The 23,919-nt window shown below is 29.3% G+C and carries 13 protein-coding genes, 2 tRNA genes and 1 pseudogene; 4 read left to right on the top strand and 12 right to left on the bottom strand.

What is annotated here, in order from left to right; translation table 11 throughout:
- Nucleotides 1-121 precede the first annotated feature (121 nt).
- A complete protein-coding gene (trxA, locus tag IPM32_15880) occupies nt 122-490 on the top strand; it encodes a thioredoxin (protein MBK8946734.1) in 369 nt (122 codons plus the stop codon).
- Nucleotides 491-575: 85 nt separating this feature from the next.
- Here trxA and serA read toward each other — a convergent pair whose 3' ends face one another.
- From serA to IPM32_15900, 4 genes and pseudogenes are all read right to left on the bottom strand, one after another.
- Nucleotides 576-1,820, bottom strand: coding sequence for a phosphoglycerate dehydrogenase (gene serA, locus IPM32_15885; GenBank protein MBK8946735.1), 1,245 nt, complete (start codon nt 1,818-1,820; stop codon nt 576-578).
- 642 nt (nt 1,821-2,462) lie between these two features.
- A complete protein-coding gene (locus tag IPM32_15890; protein ID MBK8946736.1) occupies nt 2,463-2,723 on the bottom strand; it encodes a CZB domain-containing protein in 261 nt (86 codons plus the stop codon).
- A 179-nt stretch (nt 2,724-2,902) separates the two neighbouring features.
- Nucleotides 2,903-3,214, bottom strand: a pseudogene (locus IPM32_15895) (CZB domain-containing protein).
- A gap of 347 nt (nt 3,215-3,561) precedes the next feature.
- Nucleotides 3,562-3,651 (bottom strand) — tRNA-Ser (locus IPM32_15900).
- 96 nt (nt 3,652-3,747) lie between these two features.
- On the opposite strand from IPM32_15900, the gene IPM32_15905 reads away from it, so the two are divergent.
- Nucleotides 3,748-3,836, top strand: a tRNA-Ser gene (locus IPM32_15905).
- Between the two features lie 87 nt (nt 3,837-3,923).
- Here IPM32_15905 and IPM32_15910 read toward each other — a convergent pair.
- Both IPM32_15910 and IPM32_15915 read right to left on the bottom strand, forming a co-directional pair.
- Entirely contained in the window at nt 3,924-6,812 is a 2,889-nt protein-coding gene (locus tag IPM32_15910) for a TonB-dependent receptor (protein ID MBK8946737.1), read from the bottom strand.
- A gap of 473 nt (nt 6,813-7,285) precedes the next feature.
- The gene (locus tag IPM32_15915) at nt 7,286-9,514 is read right to left on the bottom strand and encodes an NADP-dependent isocitrate dehydrogenase (GenBank protein ID MBK8946738.1); all 2,229 of its coding nucleotides are present in this window, start codon (nt 9,512-9,514) and stop codon (nt 7,286-7,288) included.
- A gap of 1,424 nt (nt 9,515-10,938) precedes the next feature.
- Between IPM32_15915 and IPM32_15920 the strand changes: the two genes are divergently transcribed.
- Nucleotides 10,939-11,373: a T9SS type A sorting domain-containing protein gene (locus tag IPM32_15920; GenBank protein MBK8946739.1), complete on the top strand. Its 435-nt coding sequence runs from the start codon at nt 10,939-10,941 to the stop codon at nt 11,371-11,373.
- A 1,080-nt stretch (nt 11,374-12,453) separates the two neighbouring features.
- Nucleotides 12,454-12,888, top strand: a complete 435-nt coding sequence (locus tag IPM32_15925) for a T9SS type A sorting domain-containing protein (protein ID MBK8946740.1) — start codon at nt 12,454-12,456, stop codon at nt 12,886-12,888.
- A 13-nt stretch (nt 12,889-12,901) separates the two neighbouring features.
- Here IPM32_15925 and mgrA read toward each other — a convergent pair whose 3' ends face one another.
- The 6 genes from mgrA to IPM32_15955 form a co-directional block, all read right to left on the bottom strand.
- Entirely contained in the window at nt 12,902-13,897 is a 996-nt protein-coding gene (mgrA, locus tag IPM32_15930) for an L-glyceraldehyde 3-phosphate reductase (GenBank protein ID MBK8946741.1), read from the bottom strand.
- Nucleotides 13,898-13,929: 32 nt separating this feature from the next.
- Nucleotides 13,930-15,384 (bottom strand): sigma-54-dependent Fis family transcriptional regulator, encoded by a 1,455-nt coding sequence (locus tag IPM32_15935; GenBank protein ID MBK8946742.1) that lies wholly within the window; start codon nt 15,382-15,384, stop codon nt 13,930-13,932.
- Between the two features lie 7 nt (nt 15,385-15,391).
- Entirely contained in the window at nt 15,392-16,873 is a 1,482-nt protein-coding gene (locus IPM32_15940; protein MBK8946743.1) for an ATP-binding protein, read from the bottom strand.
- Between the two features lie 11 nt (nt 16,874-16,884).
- The gene (locus IPM32_15945; protein MBK8946744.1) at nt 16,885-18,183 is read right to left on the bottom strand and encodes an extracellular solute-binding protein; all 1,299 of its coding nucleotides are present in this window, start codon (nt 18,181-18,183) and stop codon (nt 16,885-16,887) included.
- Between the two features lie 145 nt (nt 18,184-18,328).
- Nucleotides 18,329-20,860 carry a T9SS type A sorting domain-containing protein gene (locus tag IPM32_15950; GenBank protein MBK8946745.1) on the bottom strand — a complete coding sequence of 844 codons (2,532 nt, stop codon included), beginning with the start codon at nt 20,858-20,860 and terminating at the stop codon, nt 18,329-18,331.
- A gap of 41 nt (nt 20,861-20,901) precedes the next feature.
- A complete protein-coding gene (locus tag IPM32_15955) occupies nt 20,902-23,862 on the bottom strand; it encodes a TonB-dependent receptor (protein MBK8946746.1) in 2,961 nt (986 codons plus the stop codon).
- Nucleotides 23,863-23,919 lie beyond the last annotated feature (57 nt).

The raw sequence follows: 23,919 nt of genomic DNA on the forward strand, positions 1-23,919 counted from the left end.
ATTCCAAGCAAAAATAATAATAAATATTTCAACAAAATATTTTTAAGTATAGGTATATTATTTAAATAGAATGAATCCTTTTATTTTTATTTACATCTTATGATTTAAAAAAAGGAGAAATATGACTGAGCACTTAACCAAACAAACTTTTTTGGAAAAAGTTTTTAACTATGAACAAAATAAAGAATGGAATTATGCTGGTGAACTTCCATGTATTATAGATTTTTATGCTGATTGGTGCGGGCCGTGTAAAATGGTAGCTCCAATTTTAGAAGAATTAGGTAAAGAATATGCTGGTAAAATAAACGTTTATAAAGTTGATACTGAAGTTGAACAAGAATTAGCTGCTGTATTTGGAATTAGAAGTATTCCTTCATTGCTATTTTGTCCAAAAGATGAAAGACCACAAATGGCTCAAGGTGCATTACCAAAAGCGTCCTTAATTGAAGCAATTAATAATGTTTTGCTAAAAACAGAAGTTCCATCTTAATTTGATTTTTAGTTTATAAAGACCGTTGTATATTACAGCGGTTTTTATTTTCTTTTAAAACTTCTCTTAAAAAAAAATTCTTAATCTATAACAGCACTCTTGCTTTTATAGTTTCGGGAATTGCTTTCAGTTCTCTAATAATATCATCTGAATAATTCTTACTATCAATATCAATAATAACATAACCAATATAAGGATCGGTTTGTAAATATTGTGATGCAATATTCAAATTTCGTGATGTAAATACATTTGTAATTTTATTTAAAACACCCGGTTGATTCTTATGAATATGTAAATATCTCTGACGATCAACATTTGGAGTTAATGAAATCTGTACAAAATTAGTTGCTCCAATTGAAGAACCAACATCGCAATAATGAACTAATTTATCAGAAACTTCCAGAGCAATATTTGCTTGTGCTTCTAAAGTGCTTCCTCCAATGTGAGGTGTAAGAATCACATTCTGAAATTTTTGCAGCGGATTAATAAACGGAACTTTGTTTGATGTTGGTTCATCCGGATATACATCAAGCGCAGCACCGGCAAGATGTTTTTGCTCCAATGAATTGTAAAGATCATTTAGATTAACAACTGTTCCCCGAGCAGCATTGATTAGAAAAGCTCCATTTTTCATTAAAGATAACTCGCGCGCGCTAATCATATTTTTTGTTGTTTCATTTTCCGGAACATGAAGTGTTACAATATCAGATACTTTTAATAATTCATCTAAAGTTGAACAAGCTGTTACGTTTCCGTAATTCAATTTTTTTGTGATATCATAATAATAAACATTCATTCCCATTGCTTCTGCAAGAATGGAAACTTGTGAACCAATATGTCCATAACCAACAATTCCTAAATTTTTTCCTCGTACTTCATAAGAATTTGATGAATCTTTTTCCCATTTTCCAATATGTGCATTAAAATTTTTCTCTGGAATTCCTCTAATTAGAAGAATACATTCACTTATAACTAATTCGGCAACTGATCTTGTATTCGAAAATGGTGCATTAAATACGGGTATTCCTAATTGTCTTGCAGCATCAAGATCAACTTGATTTGTTCCAATTGAGTAACAGCCTATTGCAACCAGTTTTTTAGCATTAGCTAAAACTTCACTCGTTAAGTTTGTTCTTGAACGAATTCCAATAATATGAACATCTTTAATTTTTTCGATCAGTTCTTCTTTTTCAAGAGATTTTATTAAATACTCAATATTGCTGAAACCATGCTCCAAAAAAAAGTTCGGGGCATTTTCATGCAAACCTTCAAGTAATAGTATTTTTATTTTTTCTTTTGCTAAGGAATAGGATTTATTTTGTATCTCCATAATTACTAAAATTTCCTTTTAAATATTAAAAATTGAAACGCAACAAAGATTTATATATGAAGTATTTTTTTAATAAAATTTCAAACAAAATATTACTGCGAATATAATCAAACTTTGCTAAATAATAATTAATCAAAATAATATTGTGATATGTCCAATCTTAAAAATGGAAAAATTGAGATGCTTTTTTAAAGTTTTATCCGTTCTCTACTCAGAATAAGAATATGTTGAATAATACAACGTAAAACAATTCTATTTTTTAGAACATTCATAATTTGAACTTCTGAAAATGGATTTACAGAAAATACTTCATATAATACTTTTAAAAGTAAAGTTCTGAGGAATTGAGAGGATTTAAGAGATTTTCCAAAATTTGAAATTATTAGTATCAATACGGAAAAGAAATCGATTATTAGCCTCTCTTATGAACACGGAATGAACCCGTATGTTATAATTAGTATTATCCGGATTAAAACTTACAGAATGATACAAAGATATTTGAAAATAGCAGATAAACACAAATATGAAGAGATGGAAAAAACAAGGAAAATGAGTTTAAAAATTATACAACTCAATAAACTATATCTGTAAATAAAAATTATGTTATACTATAAATGACTTACTTAAAAGAAAATTTTTTTTTTATAAATTCTTTTTCCATTTACCAAGTGCAACTGCTAATCTTGATGAAACTTCACCAAAAATTCCATTAAAATTTAACGCTTCCTTTGCATCATCTTTTTTACCTTTTAATGCAAGATCAAGAACTACAGCAGCTGTCTTATGAAATGCAGTATGGAGCTCAGTTACTTTCTTATATTCATCACTATTTTTGTCCATATTAGGTAAGCTTTCTAACCACTTTCCAAATTCACATAAATTATCTTTTTGAACGGAAGCAATTTAGAATTCCGATTTACCTGTTTCTATTGCATTCACAAGTTTACGTTTCCAAAGTGCGTGATTATTTATTGCAGAATTTATTGCTTCTAACGATAACATTTTTTCCCCCGAAAAATTTTATTCATTATCGGATAGTTAGTATTTTATTTTAATATAAAATAAAGTTTTAAGAAATATTTTTAAATTTTTTTCTTCCAACTTGTAAGTGCTAAAATAAGTTTCCCAGTATGTTTACTGTAATCACCATCATAATTTAGTTTGTTAAGTGCATCTTCTTTTTTACCATTGACTGCTAAATCTAATACAGAAGCCGCGCATTTATGAAACTCCGCATGAAGTTGCCTAACATTGGAAAAATCAACTGTTGATTTTTCCTTTTCCGGAAGACTGTAAAGCCATTTTCCAAAATCACAAAGATTGTCTTTTTGAACATCTACAACTTGAAACTCAGATTTACCTTCCTCAACTGCTTTTAATAATCTATTTTTCCAAAGTTAATAAGCATTTAAGGCTGATTCAATAGCTTCTTTTGTTACCATTATTCCTCCGAACATGCTTTAATGCATTCGAACAAATAATATAAAATTAAAGTAATAAATTAGGTTTAAGAGATATTTAGAAACGAAAGGTAATTGTTTAAATGAGCTTAGCATTGCGTGATAATCTAACTCAATTTTGAGATTTCTAAAAGCAATATCTATGTAACCATCATCAATAAGTTAGTGATCTTCCAAAGTCGATAAGTCTTAATGTGAATTTCTTTGTTAACAATTAAAATTAAGATGTTTTGTGAAGAATTTGTACAACAATTCTGTATGTAGTTGTTTTTATTGATAAATGGCGGAGAGGGTGGGATTCGAACCCACGGTACCCTTACGAGTACACTACCTTTCCAGGGTAGCCAGATCAGCCACTCCTGCACCTCTCCTTTTTTGAAACTGTAAATATATGATTCTTCTATTTAATTAGAAAATTATTACAAAAATATTTTATTATTCTTTTGTAAATTTATATGTTAAAATTCGGAAAGATGGCAGAGCGGTTGAATGCGGCGGTCTCGAAAACCGTTGTCCGCAATATTGCGGACCGAGGGTTCGAATCCCTCTCTTTCCGCAGATTATAACACATTCATCAAATTTTGTGTTAGTTAATTGAAATTTTCTTACTGTTAACAATGAAACGTAATTTGATTAAGTTAATTTACAAATTTAACCTCAATCCAAAGTTTCCAAACATCCCGTATCTTGAAATTGATTTTGGATAATTTGTTTTTTCATTTAAAGTGGTTTCATTTGTTCCGGTTAAATTTATTAAATCAAGATAAATTTGTGCATATATCCAAGGAATAGATTGTCTGAGTGAAATATCCCATCTGACTGATTTATCTGTTATTACTCTATTCTGCAGCCAAAAATCTGCTTTCTGAAATATGTTATCAATATACACAACTGAAACTCTGCTAGAAAATCCCTTGTAATCAATTCCAATTGAAGAATTTAAAATATCATTAGGCTGATTCAACAGTCTTGATTCATAGAATTCATTAATTATTTTTTTTGTGTAAGATCCATCTTCTCGATAATCAAAATATAGTTCACCTTTTGGATATGCTGCTTTAGAAAAAATATGCGCGTAATTTATTGTAAATTCAATCCATGAAAATGGCTGAGGTAAATACCAAAAATGTGTTTGCCATTCAGTTTCAATACCCCAAATATCAATAGGAATTGGGTTGTTTATATGTGTATTAAAAGTATAAAGTTGACTACTATTTTGTGGTAAGTCTGGGTAAGCACTAAATTCTGTTACAAAAGTTTGATTTGAGAATACTAAATTTTTAATTTTTTTTCTAAATCCATTTATTGAAAATAAACCAATTTCATTATTAAAAAATGATAATACCAAATCAAAATTTTCTGATGTGGCAGGTTTTAGTGCATAATTGTTATAAGTAATTGATGTTTGATCGATTGTATAACTTGGAACAATTGCAGAATAAGGCGGATAATTCAATGTATTTGTATACGCAAAATGCATCTGAAACCATGATAATGGCTTGTAGATTAAATGTAACATTGGTAGCCAAAATCCATTTTCTTCATCTTTGGTTACAACTGTATAATCATAATTTTGTGGCAGTGTAATTTTAATTCTATATCCTAAATAAGATGTTGCAAGATTCTGAAAGCGCACACCGGGCAGTATAATCAATAAATCATCAAAATTAATTTTTGACATAAAATATCCTGCGCTTCTATTTTCCGTTCCATTATAATCTTGAATTGTTGATCGAAATTCATCATTTAGGGTGCGAGTTGGCGACCAAAAATTATCATAAATTAAATTAGAGAGTTTAATATCAACAGGATAATAAATTGAATATTCACCATCAAAATAATCGCCAAATGAATAATCATTATCAATAAAATTTCTTATAACAGAATTACTATTTTCTTGAGTACCCCAATAACTTCTTAAAATTTGAGATATTGTAACTGAAGGAGTTGATGCTGGTCCAGACCATAGATCGAAATTATATAATCTTTCACGATTTTGGAACATTCCTCCAAATTTAAAATAAGCTGTAAAAATATCAGATACATAATAATCAGAAGTAAAATCTGCCATTGCAGTCCAAGTTCTATCTTTCACTATATTAGAATTATCTGATATTCCGCTGTATCTTGCATTATCGTTTGGAATAACTTTGGATACTAATATTTTTGGGGTTAATCGGGTTATGTTACCAAAATTATATCTTTGATTAAAATAAATAGATAGATTTTTGGGAGAATTGCTTTCTGAATATGCATGAGCAATTTTTAAATCCATTTTTAAATATGGAATTTTCTGATTTACGTTTAATATGTTGACAATTGAAATTAATTCATCTTTAATATCAGTTGCAGAATAGGTAATTCCATTTGAATTAAGCGATTCTCCTCTGAATTCTCTTTTAATATCATACTTAGAAAAAAGATTTTTAAATTGTACTTCTCCAGAATTGTGTTCAAAATCTAAAACTGATGTTAAATCTTTTCTATCATAATTTGTTTGATAATCACCTAATTGAACATTTGTTAGGTCTGGAATGCCTAAATCGCCGTGAAGTTTATCAGTTAAATTATAATTTGCTCCTAAAGTATTTCCACCAGGATTTCTATTTTCAACCGATCCTTGAATAAAAAATCCAAGGTTTTGAGAAAAAAAGCGTTGATGAATCGTTCCTGAAAATCTATAATTATTATAATTATCTTCTATGGAATTATAACCGCCTTGAGTTAAGAATTCAAATGAAGGAGAATTTGTACTATCAAATGCTGCTTTCTTTAAATCAAAATTAACAACTCCGCCAAATACAGCTGCATCCATATCCGGTGTAATTGATTTAATAACTTCTATTCCACCTAGAATTCCAGAAGATATCATACTTAAATTTGTTGATCTATCTCCAACTAAAGTTGATTGAGTATATTCCCCATTTACTGCAATATTGGGTGGAAGTTGAATTCCATCAATTGTTATTTGATTATATTGCGGAGCTAATCCTCTGATAACAATTTCTGCGCCTTCACCGCCACTGCGAATTAAAGTTACTCCAGGAACTCTTGAGACAACTTCTGCAGCATTACCGCTTGGCAATTTTCGCAACCTATCTGCAGAGACTATATTCTTAATTTGTTCTGAAGAAAGTTGCTTATTTACTGCATCAATTGAACTGTTTGCACGAGCAATGACAGTTACTGTTTTACTTTCAATGCTTTCAAGTTTTAATTTTATTACTAATTCAACTGTTCGGTTTACTTTTAAATTGAGATGTAAAACATTTTCTTGATAACCAACATAAGAAGTTGTTAATTTATAGTTACCGGGTTGAAGATTTTTAATTAAGAATTTTCCGTCTTTATCAGTAGCAGCACCAACATTTACTTCTTCTAATAAAATATTTGCGCCAGGTAAAATTTCTTTTGATGTTGAATCAACAACTACGCCTTTTATAGTGGCTGTTTGAGCAAAAAAATTATTTATATAAAATATTAGAAAAAAAGAAATCCATATTAAAACTAATTTTTTATCTTTTATAAACATTCACTCCTTTTAACAAAAATATATCAGCAGTTTATCAATAACTAAAATAGCACGCTTAATTTAATACAATACTATTCATAAATAAAATGAAATTTAGCTTTATTTTTATCCTGAAAAGAATTTTTCAAAATAATTTGCTTGCCATTTTACAAATTTCGATTCAATACTTCTTGCTTTAATAAATCATATTTTCCCGGAGTCATTCCGCAAGAAAAGAACATCGAACGAATTTCCGCTTCTTTTTTACAATTTGTAAATTTCAAAAATTCTATCAAATTTTTAAAGGCTAATACATCTTCCTTTAAAATTATTTGTTTTACTTTTAAACAAATATTCATTTTTAATATTTGAATTATATTTGGCGTTATACTAATTAATATTTTGAATCCGCCAATAGACGGATTCAATAGCTCAATAAAATAAAATTGTAAAATTCTTTAAAATATAAAATGAAGAACAATATCTCCGCTAAATTAAATAGAATCGATTATTGAATTATATGTTTTACTAGGTCTCATAACATTCATTGTTAATTTTTCATCCGGTAGATAATAACCGCCAATATTTGCAGCTTTTCCTTGAACCGAAATTAATTCTTCAACAATTTTAATTTCATTTTCAAATAAATCTTTCGAAATTTTTTCGAATTTCTGTTTAATTTCCAAATCTGAATTTTGCTGAGCAAGCGCTTCAGCCCAATACATCGATAAATAAAATGAACTTCCCCTATTATCCATTTCATTTACTTTTCTTGATGGCATTTTCCCGTTTTCTAAATATTTACCAATTGCAATATCAAGAGTTTCAGCAAGGATTTCTGCTTTTTTATTTCCAGATTTTTGTGCAATTGATTCAAGTGACGGAACCAACGCCGAATACTCGCCAAGCGAATCCCATCTCAGATGATTTTCTTTTAATAATTGCTGTACATGTTTTGGAGCTGAGCCACCGGCACCAGTTTCAAAAAGTCCGCCGCCATTTAGCAGTGGAACAATTGATAACATTCTAGCGCTTGTTCCTAATTCCAAAATTGGGAAAAGATCTGTTAAATAATCTCTAAGAACATTTCCCGTTACAGATATTGTATCCAAACCTTTTCTAGTTCTATCTAGTGTAAATTTCATTGCTTCTTGAGGCTTAAGAATTTTGATGATTAGGTTCTCAGTATTATGTTCTGTTAAATAATTTTTAACTTTTTTAATTATTTCACTATCATGACTTCTATTTTCATCCAGCCAAAATACTGCTGGGGTATTTGAAGTTTTTGCTCTGTTCACGGCTAATTTAACCCAATCTTTTATTGCGGCATCTTTAGTTTGACACATTCTAAAAATATCACCGGATTCAACTTTTTGTTCGAGAAAAACATTTCCTTCAAAATCAACAACTTGTATTTTTCCATTATTTGAAGCTTGAAAAGTTTTATCATGTGAGCCATATTCTTCCGCTTTTTGTGCCATCAATCCAACATTAGAAACAGCTCCCATTGTTGCGGGATCAAACTGACCGTTAACTTTTGCATCTTCAATTATTACGTTATACATTGTTGCATAAGATCTATCCGGAATCATAGCAATACAATCTTGAAGTTCATCATTTTTATTCCACATTTTACCGCCGTCCCTTACAACATTAGGCATTGAAGCATCAACAATTACATCATTTGGAACATGCAAATTTGTTTTGCCATTTCTGGAATCAACCATTGCCAATTGAGGTTGATACTTATATACTTCATTTATATCATTTTCAATTTCTGTTTTCTTTTCAAGCGGAAGTTTATTTAATTTTTCTAAAACATCTGTCAATCCGTTATTTACGTTTGCGCCAATTTCTTTTAATGTTTTAGCGTGTTTTTCCAAAGCTGATCTATAGTAAACTGAAACTGCATGACCAAACATAATCGGATCAGAAACTTTCATCATTGTTGCTTTTAGGTGAAGTGAAAGTAAAACATTATCTTTATTTGCTTCTTCAATTTGTTCAGCATAAAATTTTCTTAATGCACTAACATTCATCACCGCTATATCAATAACTTCGCCATTCAACAAAGATAACTTTTCTTTTAGAATTTTCGAATTTCCATTTTCATCAATAAATTCAATTTTAACATTTATTGGTTTTTCAATTGTTAATGATCTTTCTGTTTCGAAAAAATCTTTTTCGTTCATATGAGCAACTCGGGTTTTTGAACCGGATTGCGGCCAAGGTTTCATCATTTTATGAGGAAATTTTTGCGCAAACTTTTTTACTGAAGTGGATGCTCTTCTATCAGAATTTCCTTCACGTAAAACCGGATTTACTGCTGATCCTAAAACTTTTGAAAATCTTTTTTGAAGCTCTTTTTCTTCATCATTCTTTGGTTCTTCTGGATAATTTGGAATATTGTAACCTTTTTCTTGCAGTTCTTTTATTGCAGCTTGAAGCTGAGGAATTGAAGCACTTATATTTGGCAATTTAATAATATTTGCTTCCGGAGTTTTGGCTAGTTCACCAAGCTGGGTTAGGAAATCCGGAATTTTTTGTTCATCCGTTAAATTTTCCGGAAAGTTTGCAATTATTCTTCCGGCTAAAGAAATATCATTTGTTTCAACTTCAATTCCAGTTCCTTTTGTAAAAGCTTGCACAATTGGAAGTAAGCAATATGTTGCTAAAGCCGGAGCTTCATCAATTTTCGTCCAAATTATTTTGTCGTTCGCCATTTAATAATCCTACTAATTATTGAATTGGTTTGATTAAAATTACTTTATATTATAAAATTACACATCTTTTCAGTGAATTAAAAGTTTGATGAAATTGAAAACGATTCGATAATATATAACGAAAGAAATATCAAAAATTTATTAAAATAATTTTCATTTTTTTGATATAAAATTTAAAGTAGTTTTACAAATCATTTTCCTAAAATTCTTTGTGATTAAATATGTCAATTCAATCTAATACCACTATTTGTTTAAAACGAATTATTATCCTAATAATAATTTTATTTTGTCAAATTAAAATTCATGCTCAAGAAAAAGTCGGCAATTTTTCACCAACGAAAGTAAATTTTACTTCTTCAAATTTGCCAGTAATTGTTATCAATACTGGTGGAAATGAAATAGTTGATGAAAATAGAATTAATGCAGAAATGGGAATAATTTTTAACGGACCAAATAATAGAAATTATCTTAGTGATGTATTTAATGATTACGATGGAAATATCGCAATTGAACTACGCGGAAGTTCATCAATGGCATATCCCAAAAAGCAATATAGATTTGAAACTATTGATTCTATTGGTGAAAACCTAAATGTTTCATTATGCGGATTGCCGAAAGAAAATGATTGGATTTTAAATGGACCATATAATGATAAAACATTAATCAGAAATTATCTTGCGTATGGTTTATCAAATAAATTAGGAAGATATGCAAGCAGATCAGTTTTTTGTGAATTGATTCTTAATAATGAATATCAAGGGCTTTATATTTTACTTGAAACTGTTAAACGCGATAAAAATAGAATTAACATTTCTGAACTTACCGAAAATGATACTTTAGGCGATGATTTAACCGGTGGTTATATAGTAAAAATAGATAAAATGGATGGCGAAAATATCGATTTTTGGTATTCTCAGTATGGAACTCCTTATCAATATCATTATCCCAAACCGGATGACATTACAGAATTACAAAAAAATTATATCCAAAATTATTTTTTTGATTTTGAAGAAATGATGTTTTCCAATACTTCTAATTATGATGAATTTATTGATGTCGATTCATTTGTTGATCATTTTATAATTAATGAATTTTGTAAAAATGTTGATGCATATAGATTAAGCTCATATTTATATAAAGATAAGGATAGTAAAAATTCAAAACTTATTGCAGGTCCAATTTGGGATTTTAACTTAACATTTGGTGATGCATGGAATGAAGAAGATTTGTATAGATCGGATGGCTGGCAAGTAAATTACAGTTATGTTTATCCATATGATGGTTTTAGAGTTCCATTTTGGTGGAATAAATTATTTGAACATGATAAATTTGAAGAAAAAATTTCTCTGCGATGGTATAGTTTAAGAGAAACTACTTTATCATACGATGGTTTATTTGCTACAATTGATAGTCTTGTTTCATTCATAGAAGAAGCAAGGATCAGAAATTTTGAAAAATGGAATGGAGTAATAACTTCAAATACATATGAAGAAGAAATAGTAATATTAAAAGGATGGATTGGCAGAAGAATAACATGGATTGAAGAAAATTTACCGAGAATTACAAAAATAGAAGAAAATATTAATATTGTAAAAAATGAATTTGAATTGTCACAAAATTATCCAAATCCTTTTAACCCAACAACAATTATAAATTATTCTCTAAAAAAAGAAGGATTTACAACTTTAAAAGTTTATGATATTCTCGGAAGTGAAATAACAACTTTAGTAAATGAAAATAAATTTGCAGGAAGTTATACAATTGAATTTGATGGCTCAAATCTTTCCAATGGAGTTTACTTCTACACAATAAACTCCGGTAATTTTCACCAAACAAAAAAAATGATTCTACTTAAATAGCTTCAAACAAATGGTCATTTTAAATTGACTTTATCAATTTAAATATTTTCAATATTATTATTTTGTATTAATCATCTTTATAATATTAAGATTGAGGTTAAAATGAAAAAGTCCGTTTTGCTATTTATAATTCTTTCTTTACATATTATTGCTAAAAATGATTCGTTAAGAAATACAAACAATCAATATGACTATGTTATCATTACTCTTAATAGCTTACTAAATGAATGTGAATCATTCAAATTACATAAACAAAAACATAATAATTTTTCAGTATTAGTAACAACCAATGAGCAAATTTTAAATGAATTTTCAAATTACCAAACAGTCCAAGAAAATTTTAGAGACTTCATAAGTTTTACTAAGAATTGGAAATCACCAAACCCAAAATACTTTTTTATTGTAGCTAACCTTGATAGCATTCCTAATTTCAAATTTAATTCAATAGATTTCCCAAATTTTAATGATACATCATATTCAGATTTTTATTACGGAATTGATAAGCAAAGTTCAGATTCAACTAAGTTAAATTTTGCAATTGGAAGACTATCTGCTTCTAATTCGAACGAAGCTATTAATTATTTCAATAAAGTGATTTCTTACGATAATTTATTAGAGACTCATGAATGGCAAAAAAATACTTTGTTTATAACTGATGACGAACAAAGTGGTAACAATTTTGATGGACAAATATTTGTCAATCTTGCCAAAAATGTAGCAAATAACTTACCCAATTTTTTAAATAAAGAATTCATTATTCCCATTGATACATCCAAGTATTTTGGAAATAAACAGACTATTATTGAAAAAATAACATCCGGTGTTTCAGCAGTTTTTTTTAGTGGGCATGCAAACAATGAAATTTTTACTCATGAATCATTATTTACATATTTAGATATTGAAAAATTAAATAATAACTCCATGCCGTTTTTTACTTCATTTCTAAGTGGGCAAGAATTTTCAACAAAAGATCAAAATAGCATGCTTAACAAACTTATCATTTCTGAAAATGGTGCTTTAGCGGCAATTAACCCAGTTGGAGCAGTATATGCAAATGAAACTACCGAATATTTGAGTAAGATTTGGGGTGAATTATATAGTGGAATTTCAATAGGTGAAATTTTAATAAATAATTCCTACTCTAATTTCAGTTTTAATTTGAAAAGAAAAATCAATATTTTTGGTGATCCATCAATAATATTAACATATGATTTCCTAAGTAATATTGATAATCACTATCATTTAATAGAAGCAGAATATTTATTGTCACAAAATTATCCAAATCCTTTTAACCCAACAACAATTATAAATTATTCTCTAAAAAAAGAAGGATTTACAACTTTAAAAATTTATGATATTCTCGGAAGTGAAATAACAACTTTAGTAAGTGAAAATAAATTTGCAGGAAGTTATACAATTGAATTTGATGGCTCAAATCTTTCCAATGGAGTTTACTTCTACACAATAAACTCCGGTAATTTTCATCAAACAAAAAAAATGATTTTAATTAAATAAGAATATTATAAAACTAATTATTTATAATATCATCAATTTGTTTTAATTCATTTTCACTTAAATTATTTTGACTAATTACATTTACAATTTCAGAAATTTGTTCAGGTTTACTCGCACCAATTAAAGCTGAAGTAACAGATTTATTATTTAAAACCCAGCTAATTGACATTTGAGCAAGAGACAGATTTCTATTTATTGCAATTTCATTTAGCAATTTTACTTTGTTCATTTTTACTTCGGTTAATTGCTCTTTTTTCAAATAGCCGTATTTTTTCCCAGCTCTAGAATCACTTGGAATTGAGTCCAAATATCTATTTGTTAAAATTCCTTGTGCTAAGGGTGAAAACGGAATGCAGCCAATTCCCTTTTCATCTAAAACATTTGTCAATCCATTTTCAATCCATCTATCAAAAATATTATAATTTGGTTGATGAATTAAAAGTGTTGTCCCCATATCTTTCAGAATTTGATAAGCTCTTTGTGTTAATTCAGCACTATATTGAGAAACTCCAACATAAAGTGCACGACCGCTTTTTACAATAAAATCTAATGCTCCCATTGTTTCTTCAAGCGGTGTTTCGGGATCCGGACGATGATGATAAAAAATATCCACATAATCCAAGCCCATTCTTTTTAAACTCTGATCCAAACTTGCGACTAAATATTTTCTCGAACCAAAATTACCATATGGACCAGGCCACATATCCCATCCGGCTTTTGTTGAAATAATTAGTTCATCCCTTAAATTTGAAAAATCTTTTTTGAACATTTGACCAAAATTTTCTTCTGCTGAACCATATGGAGGACCATAATTATTAGCCAAATCAAAATGTGTAATTCCTAAATTAAAAGCTGTTCTTAACATTTCTCTACTATTTTCAAAATTATCAAAACCACCCCAATTGTGCCAAAGCCCTAAAGATATTGCCGGAAGTTTCAATCCGCTTCTTCCGCATCTGTTATATTTCATTTTTTCATATCGGTTTTCATGTGGAAAATATTGTTTCATTTTAATTATCCTCAAAATTCATTTAAATATATTTATTTTAATCCTAATTCTTTACACATTCTGTAAAAGTTTGATGGAGCCAATCCTAATTTTTCTGCAGCACTTGAGTCTGAATTAGAAATACTTTTTACATATGAGATGTATTTTACTCTAAATTCTTTTTCAATTTCTTTTAACGGAACAATTCTATCAAAATTTATGCTGTCTAAATTTCTATTTTCCTTAATAAATCTATGATTTCTTAAAATCATCGGATTGCTTATATCCTTTGCAGTTATATTACCTTGTGTATTTAATACTAATCTTTGTACAACATTTCTTAATTCTCTAACATTTCCGGGCCACTTATAATTTAACAAAATTTCTTCGGCTTCAAGGTCAAGTTTTGGCATTGGGATTTCCAAATCATCAGCAAAATATTCAAGGAAATGATAAAACAATTCAAGGATATCTCTACCACGATATTTTAAAGGAACAACATCTATTGGAACAACATTAAGTCTATAGTATAAATCTTCTCGGAATGATCCCTCGCTTACACAATTTATTATATCTTTATTTGTAGCAGCAATTATTCTAACATTTACAGATATTTTATTAGTTCTACCAATTTTTTCTATTTCGCCTTCTTGAATTACACGAAGTAATTTTACTTGAGCAGATAAAGGAAGTTCTGCAACTTCATCTAAAAAAAGTGTGCCATGATCCGCAATTTCAAAAAGTCCTTGTTTATTTGATGATGCTCCGGTAAATGAACCTTTTTGATAACCGAACAATTCGCTCTCCAGCAATTCACCGGGGATGCTTCCACAATTTATTGGAACAAAATTTTCATGTTTTCTTTTACTATTTAAATGAATATTCCATGCAACTAATTCTTTACCGGTTCCGGAATCTCCACTAATTAAAACATTTGCATCACTCATTGCATATTTTTTAATCATGCTTCTTAATTCAATCATTGGAGTTGATTCACCAATAATTTTTTTCGATTCAAGTAAGGACTCAATATTTTTGTTTAATCTTGTATCTGATTTACTTTTCTGTTTCTCTAATTTTTTCTTTTCATAAGCATTAAAAATGCTCAAAATAAAATCCGTTGGCTGATAAATATATTCTTCAATATTCCCCGGAAATTTTGTACAATACCAATATGCTCCCGATTTTATAAGGCTGTTAGCAAAATTATAATCCGTTATGTTAATTGTCATTTTTGTAATTACAATTATTTGAATAAACCGATCACATTCTTTAATTTTTTGAATTAATTCTTCACCTTTCCACCCGCCGGAAATTTGATAATCAAGAATAACAACGTCAAATCGATCCGGAAATTCTTTAATGTATTCAATTGCAGCTTTGCCGTTAGAAACTACTTTATCAACAAATAATCTATTTTCATAATATCGCAAAGTATTTTTAACTCTCTTAACATCAAATTCTTCATCTTCAACAAGCAAAATATTTATCTTTGGTTTTTCCGACATTCATTCCTCAGTTTTTAATTTTAATTGTAAAAATACATCCGCCTTCTTTTTTATTGTTTACATCTAAATTCCATCCACATCTTTGAACAGCCATTTGATACGCAATATAGCAACCATAGCCGGAATTTGTATTTTCCATTTTTTTTGTGGTTTTGTTTTCGAGAAAGATATTTTTTATTCCTTGCTCACTAATTTGTAATAATTCATTCTCAACTCCAACTCCGTCATCTTCAATAATGATGGTAGTCAAATTATTTTCCACATTATAATTTGTTAAAACACAAATGTTAATAAATTTTTTGTTCCCGTGATCAATACTATTTTGAATAAGCGGTTCAATTATTTCCCATACTATAAATTCATTTACATGAACTTTGGGAATTCGCTCATCCAAATTTACTTTAAATTCAAACATATCATTTTTACTACTGATTCTTAAGAATATATTATCTATAATAAATTGAATTGCTTGATTTATATCCGTTCTAAACATTGGATTTATTATTGTATTTATTGCTTGATCATACCATTTCATATCATAAATTATTCTTGATATAAAATTTGAATAAGTAATTATTTTTTTCTTTAACTCATTAATATTTTCTGAGTTGGCACTTCTTACGTCTTCTTTAATAAAACCAATTATTTTTTCAGCTTTATGATGTGTATGGTAAATTCTTTTTGTAAACAAAGATTCTTTTTCAGCGCGTACTTGATTCTTAATATTTTCTTCATGTTCTTCAAACAGTTTTTGTCTAGCTTCATTTCTTTCTTTTACTGCTTGGGATGAAACCAAAAATATTGCGAGAAGACCAATGAAAATTAATATGGAATAGATGATTGAAATATTATCAAAATTTTTTGCAACTTCATTTGTTATAAAATTAAAATTAGGAGTAATTTTCATAAACATAACTCCTAAATATTCTCCATCCGGTACAAAAGGAACTAATATATTAAATGTTTCATTATTATGAAGTTCACTATAAATAATTTCATTTTTCTGCATTGCGGATTTATGACGAAGAAATAAACTTACCTCTTCTGTATATTTGTTTTTGTTTATTTCAAACGGTTCCAGTTTATTCCTGAGAAAATTGTGAAGTTCGCTACCGGAGTCAATTATATAAAGTTTATTTTCTTTAATCAGAATTAAAAAAATATCATTTACACTTTTCTGCAATAATTGCTGCTTAACAATAACATTAAACGATGATATGATTTTTCTTTCTTCAAGATCATTCAAAAATTTTTGTTGAATAAGATTTTCAAAAAGTAATTCCATACTTGTTGATGTAATTATTGCCAATCTTTCAGCAGAGTGTTTTTGATACCAATTTTGAGTTTCGTTTAGATATTGGTTAAGCGAAGATTTTTGTATAAAAGCTAAAATAATTTGAAACATAATAAGTACAATAAAAAAAATTGTAATGTGCCTAATTTCAAATCTATATTTGGAAAATTTATTTTTGATTTTATTTTTTAACATTCGCACAACACTTATTTATCAAGCATTTTATCATAAAGTATTTCTTGCGTTGCCATTGTTAAAGCTTGTTCAACAGAGATTTTATTTTTTATTGCAAGAGTAAAATAGTGAGCCATAATTTTTGAGAACTTTGTGTATTCCGGGTGTGCTGGTCTAAAAATTCCGGTATCATAAATTTTTTTAAGCTTTACTATTTCCGGATATTTTTGAAGATAATTTTCATCTGTATAAAATTTCTTAATAACCGGCGCAAATCCGGCTTGATCATAAATTACTTCTTGAGAACTTTCACTTAACAGAAATTTAATGAAATCAACTGTTTCTTCTTTATGTTCAGAAAATTTTGAAACCATTAAATTCCATCCACCTAAAGTTGATGTCCTTTTTCCGTTTTTGAAGTTAGGTATTTGCATAGTTTTTAGATTCTTTTCTTTTTCAATATCGAATGGAGAATCTTCAAAATCTTTTCTATAAGTTTGCCAACCTCTGATAAAAATACCATCATTTTTTAGAAAGTATGAATAACTTGGAACTTCAGTAAATTCAGTTACTTGTTTGGGTGATAAATTAAATTTGTTAACAAAATCTACAAGTAGGGATAATGCTTTTTTCGCTTCATTAGTATTTAAATTAAATTTGTATTTTTCATAATAATTTGGTTGAATGCTATAAAGCAGTTCCATGAAAACGCAAATTAATCCTTCGTAATCAGCAGCGGGAAATATGTAAAAAGGATTTTGAATTTCAAGAGAATGTCCAATTTCAATAAATTCTTCCCAAGTAATATTTGCCAATGAAGATAGAATTTTATTTCCATTTGGGAGAGATTTTATTATATCATCGCGATAATAAATTAACCCCAGCGAAATATCAAACGGCACAGCAACTAAATCATTTTCATAATAACATGATTGCATAGTTACATCAAGAAGTTTATCCTTTTCTTCTTTTGTGAAATAATTATCTAAAGGTTCGCACCATCTTGCAAATCTTTGAACCCAAATAATATCAACAGCAAGCAGATCAATTCCATCTCCTCTTCCTCTAAGCGATCTTGCAAGTAATTCTTTTCTATCATTTGTACTAAAATCAAAATTAGAAAAATCAATTGGGATAACTTTTATTTTGCCTTTATTAAGATCATTATAACGGTCAATTAATATTTTATGAGCTTTTGTAATTCTATCAGCAAAATAAATTTCTGTTATGCCTTCATGTGAAGTTGATATGCCTAATAAAAAAATAATAACATAAATTAGTGCGATAAAAAATAGAAATGTAAAACCCCATTTTTGTTTTATTCTAATCATCTTCTCTAATAAAAATTATACAATTGCAAAACTTAAGATTTGTAAAGATTGTTTTAAATTACTAAAAAAAATTATTTAAAAATAAAAAAGGTGATTAACAAATTTTCAGTGCTAATCACCTTATTACATTACCTAGTGGGAGGCACTATTTTAGTAACATCATTTTTTTATAAAGCTTAAATTCTCCTGCTTCAATACCATAGAAATAAACACCAGAACTAAGATTATGAGCATTAAAGTTTACAGTATGTGTACCAGCTTTTAAATTCTTATTTAATAGTGTGGCAACTTTTTGACCCAAAACATTATATATAAATAATTTTACGTTATTAGCTTTTCCAATTGAAAAATTTATTTGGGTACTTGGATTAAATGGGTTTGGATAATTTTGAGTTAATGAATATCCTTCTGGAAGCATTTCTTCTTCAATACCAACAGCGACTGATTTTTTAATCAATTGTACTAAATCCAAGTTTACACCAGTGCCGGATAATCCTATCGCATGTGTTCCTGCAGTTAATGGAAATGCAGTAGATAAACCTGATAACCCAACTGAATCTGGATCTGAATTATAATCAAATGATACTGCAACTGTACCATCAACGAGAACATTACCAGTTGAAGGACCGTTATAATTTTGATAAAACGCCTGAATAACATAATCACCATCAGTAGGAGCATTAAAATTAACTGTTGCACTTCCACCATTCAATGCAACTGACTTAAACCATTGTGGAGCCCAAGCAGCACCTTCTAGAACTGGTTTAGCAACAGAATATGCAGTTACATCAGCACCCTTAAGAGATAGTACAACATCAGTAGTTCCAGCTTTTCTGAGCTCAAAACCACCAAATTTATTATCACACCATGAAGCTTTAATTTGAATCACATTTGTACCAGCATTTAGATACAATGGTGTTAATGATGGATTATCAATTACTTCTTTGATTTCCTCTTGTTTTACTAACCACCATCCCCAATTATTTATATCAAACCCGGCATTAACGGTTGTATTAGCTCCATCATTTCCAAATACATACTGTCCCCAACCTCTTGGATCATGTATTTCAAATCCGTTAACAAAGAAATTTACACCACTGGTTCCTCGTCCCTTAAGATTAACATACAAATTAATATCATACTGTCCAGCTTCTGCAACATCAAAAGTCCATTCAATAAATCCAGAATTCATTTCATAATATGATAAACCTTGAGCAGTTTCAACTTCAGCACCATTTGTTAAAGTTCCATCTTCAGCTTGAGCTTCATCAACTAAATCATAATTTATAACTTCACCTGCAAGACTTTCGATATATGAAACATACTCATCATGATTTGCTTCCCAAATAGCTTTAGATTCTGGGAACCAGTTTAAATCTCCTAAAGGTAATCCATTTGTACTTGCAGTCATCAAACTTGTATTTGTGTACTTAAAGTTTTCTGGTAATGGCCAGCTTACGCATTCATAACATTCAACGCCTTCAAAAACTGGTAGATTCCAGAACCATTCATGAGCGGGTGTAATTCCTGCTCTTAAATCCTGAATATTTTGGATCATATTGGGATAATTTTCAGTCGTATTTGTCGGCATACCTGGATCAACCCATAATGTATCAAATATTCTCATCGTTTCATATTTATCAATGAAATCCTCTTTTGCTGGAACACCAATATATTTACCAACTAATAATGAATCAGCATAATATGAAGTAAATTCGGGTGCAGTATATGCGGAAGTATTTGTTAATAAGAAGCGACGTCCTTCTTCTGGTCCGTACATAGATGGAAGTGCAGATATATTAAAATATCCTGGGAAATTACCGCGGGGATCACGACCAGCACTAGTATAATCAATATAACCTTCTGCATGCCAGAATCCATTTACAATAACGTTATTGGCTATATAAGCATCTCTCCACCAACTAGATTGTAATATAATTCTACCAACATTAACAAATGTATTATGAACTATTCGTACATATTTTGCTGCTCCACTTTCAATTTGAATAGCTGTAAATCCTAAATTAAAAAAGGTACAGTTTTCAACTACAACACTTTTTTGATCTGCCCAAATTGAAACCCCCCTACCTTCCCATTGCTGAGTGCTGGGTCTTCCAATTAAATTTCTGAATTTACAATTAGTAATGGTAATATCATTTCCACTATTTGTAAAAGCAATCATTGCAAAATTACTTCTATCGAAAATACAATTGTCAAAAATGAAAGTACTATTTGTAGCATCCATTTGAAATGGCTGATAAGTTGTTTGAGTACCTGTTCCAGCAAATGCGCCAGTCATCCAAACATTCTTAAGAGTGATATCACTATAACCTCTTATTATTCCATCTGTAGTTGAGCCATCTGTTCTTGCAATCATTTGAATTACTGCTGGATTTTTTAATTCATCTGTTGGATCTGGTTCCTCACCAATAATTCTTAAGTGAAAACCATTATTGTCTATTCTTTCTGAATTCCAGTAATAACCGCCGGCACGTAATTTATATACACGGTCATCTGGTCTTAGTGTATCATTTGTAATAGCATCATATAATGCATTAACAACAACATCTCCATTTGCATCAGCCCACTCAACAACTAATTCTGATTGAGCTTTAGTGTTTGTAAAAATGACTCCTAAAAATAAAGTCATTAAAAATGCCTTGTACATTATTCTCATTTATTCCTCCTATTATTTTATGTGATATTTTTAAATATCATTTATAATTTAATTCTTAAACCAAAATCAACTGTTAACCCATAGTATTCAATATAAGTTGGATTGTTAAGAGAAGTCCCTCTAAAACTTTCGTCAGGTCTTTCATTCAAATTTGTGAAATTGCAGAATAATTGTAAATTTTCCATAATAGTTTGCTGTAAAGTAAAATCCCATCTTGAATATTCGCCCGAAAATTGATCTAATTCTTTATTTAGATCAATATAAGCTACTTTATCAGTTTGATATAAGAATGAAAGTCGTGCTGAAAATCCTTTATAATCATAACCCAGTGTTATGTTTGCAATATGTGAAGGTTGATCAGGTAACCTGCTGCTTCTTACAGTATCAGATAAATCCATATAGTATCTTGGCGGTCCACCACCTGGTTTTCTTCTATCTGATTGAACCAAAGTAAATCTCTGTTTATCCATTTCAGAAAAAATTCTTGTGTAATTAATATTGAGAACAACACCTTCCATATATGGAATGAACCAAAAATTAGTTTGCCAATCTATTTCAAATCCTCTATAATAGGCGGGGTTTTCATTATTTATATAAGTATCAGCACCATACTGAACATTCTTTGTCCAATTTTCTGGAATCAAAAAACCTTCAAGAAGTGGAATATCTGCATTTATTGGATAATTGTATTGGAAAATCAAATCTTTAATAGATTTATAAAAACCTGAAATGGTAAAAAGTCCTACATGGTTTTCATAAACTGAAACTGCTAAATCAAAGTTTGTTGAAACTGAAGGTTTTATTTTTGTATTTGCAGCTCTCATATAATTATTTTGTGAATTTATTCTTGTTACTGGAGCATACATATTAAAATCTGGTCTTGTTAAAGTTTGAGTATATGCCAATCTTATTTTCAACCAATCATTTGGTGTTGCAATTAAATGAATCATTGGAAGTAGAAAATCATTTTGACGGATTGAAGTAACTGTATCTAAATCTGCTGGTGGTGCAGGAGTATTATTTATTGTAACTTCCCTAAATACAAAAGCAGTATATTTTGAATAATCGTTTTCATATCTGATTCCCGGAATAAATGTAAATAAATTACCAAAATTAAATTCTGCCATTGCATAAGCAGCTTGGTAATGTTCAATCCCCTCGTAATCATCAGCTAAGCTTCCAATTGTAATTTTATCAAGTTGAGATTCACTGCTATCTGTAACCATATTTAAAGCATTGTACATTCTGTTAAGCATATTAAAATCTGCCTGAAATCCTAATGGAAATTTTTTATCAAGAAAATTATCTCTAGAATAGTTTGAAAGAAAATGAGAAATAGGAAGAACTCCATATTGATCAACTAATCCTTCAACATCCCATTCGGGAATTCTTTCGCCAAGCACAGTTAAGAAATTGTTTGGACCACTACCATTCCCGTAGTATAAACCATTCCTTCCGTATTGTTCCTGATCATTTTTTCTATCTAACCATCTGAATTTTGCGCCAGTTTTAAAATGTCCTGTTATATCATTAGAGAAATTTATCGGTATCTGAACATTAAATTGTACCGTTGATTGATTTTCGTTTCTATCTGTGTCATATCTATAAACATCTTGAATTCCAATCCTAGTTGAATCATTTGTTGCAAGTTGTGAAATTTCTGTCGGATGTGTATCAACTGTAACTGCACCAACAAATGAACCACCCTCTCTAACAAAATTAAATTCACGTTCATTTGGAGCAGATGTTTCGGTTCCAGTTAATGATACACCAAAATCATATTTGAACCAATCAAAATCTTGCTCTGATCCAAAAGCCGCAGTAAAAATATTTGTTTTCCCGCCATTTTCTCTGAACAAAATATAATGACGGTTATCCGCTAAATTATAAGTTTGTTCTCTTCTTCGCTGATCCCAACTTAACTGATTAAAAAAGCCATTTAAAGAAAGTCTACCATTAGGAATTTTATAATCTAAAACTAAACTTGCACCTAATCTATCTCTAATGGTATTTACATCTCTGGTTATTACATTATTAATAATATTTTCAGTTACTCCTTGAGGCGAATCTCTTCTTGTATAAGTTCCAGAATATTGATCAGCACTTCTATTATATTGATCTGCATTAAATCCTAAAATTACTCCAAATTGATTATCTAAAAATCTATTACTAACATTTCCATTGATATTATAATTACCCCAATCCTTTAGCATTTTATTATATCCACCTTGAGCATTAATATTAGCTTTAAAGTTCGATGGAGCTTCCTTTAATCTTAAATCAATTGTTCCGCCCAACGCATCAGCATCCATATCTGCAGTGTTAGCTTTTTTTACTTCAATACCCGCAAGCATATTTGATGAAATTAAAGAAAGATCAACACTTCTATCTTCGCCACTATTAGATGGTAAACGAACACCATTTACTGTTACTGTATTGTATTTTGGGGAAAGTCCACGAATCGAAACTTTGTTTGCTTCACCTCCCGATCTACTAATAGAAACTCCGGGTAACCTACCAATTGATTCAGCTGCATTTACATCCGGGAGTTCTTCAATACGGCTTTTTGAAACAACATTTGAAATCGTGTTTGATGATAATTGTTGATTAATTGCTTGAATTTGTCCTTCAACTTGACCAGTTACTACAACTACTTCTCCTTCAAGAACTTTGTAATCAAGCTCAACATCATAATTAATAATTCTATTTTCAACAATATTAATTTCTATAGATTTGGGATTATAACCAATATAAGAAATTTCTAAGTTCTGTTTTCCAACTGATATATTTCTAATAATATAATTACCATCTAAATCCGAAGCCGAACCTAATGAGGTTCCTTTAATAATTACATTTGCTCCAAATAGAGCTTCTTTTGTGCTGCTATCTAAAATCCTTCCTTTTATTGAACCAGTTTGTGAAAAAATATTAGAATAAGAAAAGATGAGAAGTAAAATTGATAAGCTGAGCAAAGTCTTTTTGATGATATGATTAAAAATCATTTTAACCTCACGACTTAAATACTGTAAATAGTCATTATTTGAATAAATGTATTATTC

This window comes from Ignavibacteriota bacterium (assembly GCA_016716225.1).
Lineage (GTDB): Bacteria > Bacteroidota > Ignavibacteria > Ignavibacteriales > Melioribacteraceae.

Excerpts from the sequence above, each read along its gene's own strand:
- IPM32_15915 (MBK8946738.1), bottom strand. The coding sequence starts at position 9,514 with ATGGCGAACGACAAAATAATTTGGACGAAAATTGATGAAGCTCCGGCT.
- IPM32_15940 (MBK8946743.1), bottom strand. The coding sequence starts at position 16,873 with ATGTTAAAAAATAAAATCAAAAATAAATTTTCCAAATATAGATTTGAA.
- serA (MBK8946735.1), bottom strand. The coding sequence starts at position 1,820 with ATGGAGATACAAAATAAATCCTATTCCTTAGCAAAAGAAAAAATAAAA.
- IPM32_15955 (MBK8946746.1), bottom strand. The coding sequence starts at position 23,862 with ATGATTTTTAATCATATCATCAAAAAGACTTTGCTCAGCTTATCAATT.
- IPM32_15945 (MBK8946744.1), bottom strand. The coding sequence starts at position 18,183 with ATGATTAGAATAAAACAAAAATGGGGTTTTACATTTCTATTTTTTATC.
- IPM32_15910 (MBK8946737.1), bottom strand. The coding sequence starts at position 6,812 with ATGTTTATAAAAGATAAAAAATTAGTTTTAATATGGATTTCTTTTTTT.
- mgrA (MBK8946741.1), bottom strand. The coding sequence starts at position 13,897 with ATGAAACAATATTTTCCACATGAAAACCGATATGAAAAAATGAAATAT.
- trxA (MBK8946734.1), top strand. The coding sequence starts at position 122 with ATGACTGAGCACTTAACCAAACAAACTTTTTTGGAAAAAGTTTTTAAC.
- IPM32_15935 (MBK8946742.1), bottom strand. The coding sequence starts at position 15,384 with ATGTCGGAAAAACCAAAGATAAATATTTTGCTTGTTGAAGATGAAGAA.
- IPM32_15950 (MBK8946745.1), bottom strand. The coding sequence starts at position 20,860 with ATGAGAATAATGTACAAGGCATTTTTAATGACTTTATTTTTAGGAGTC.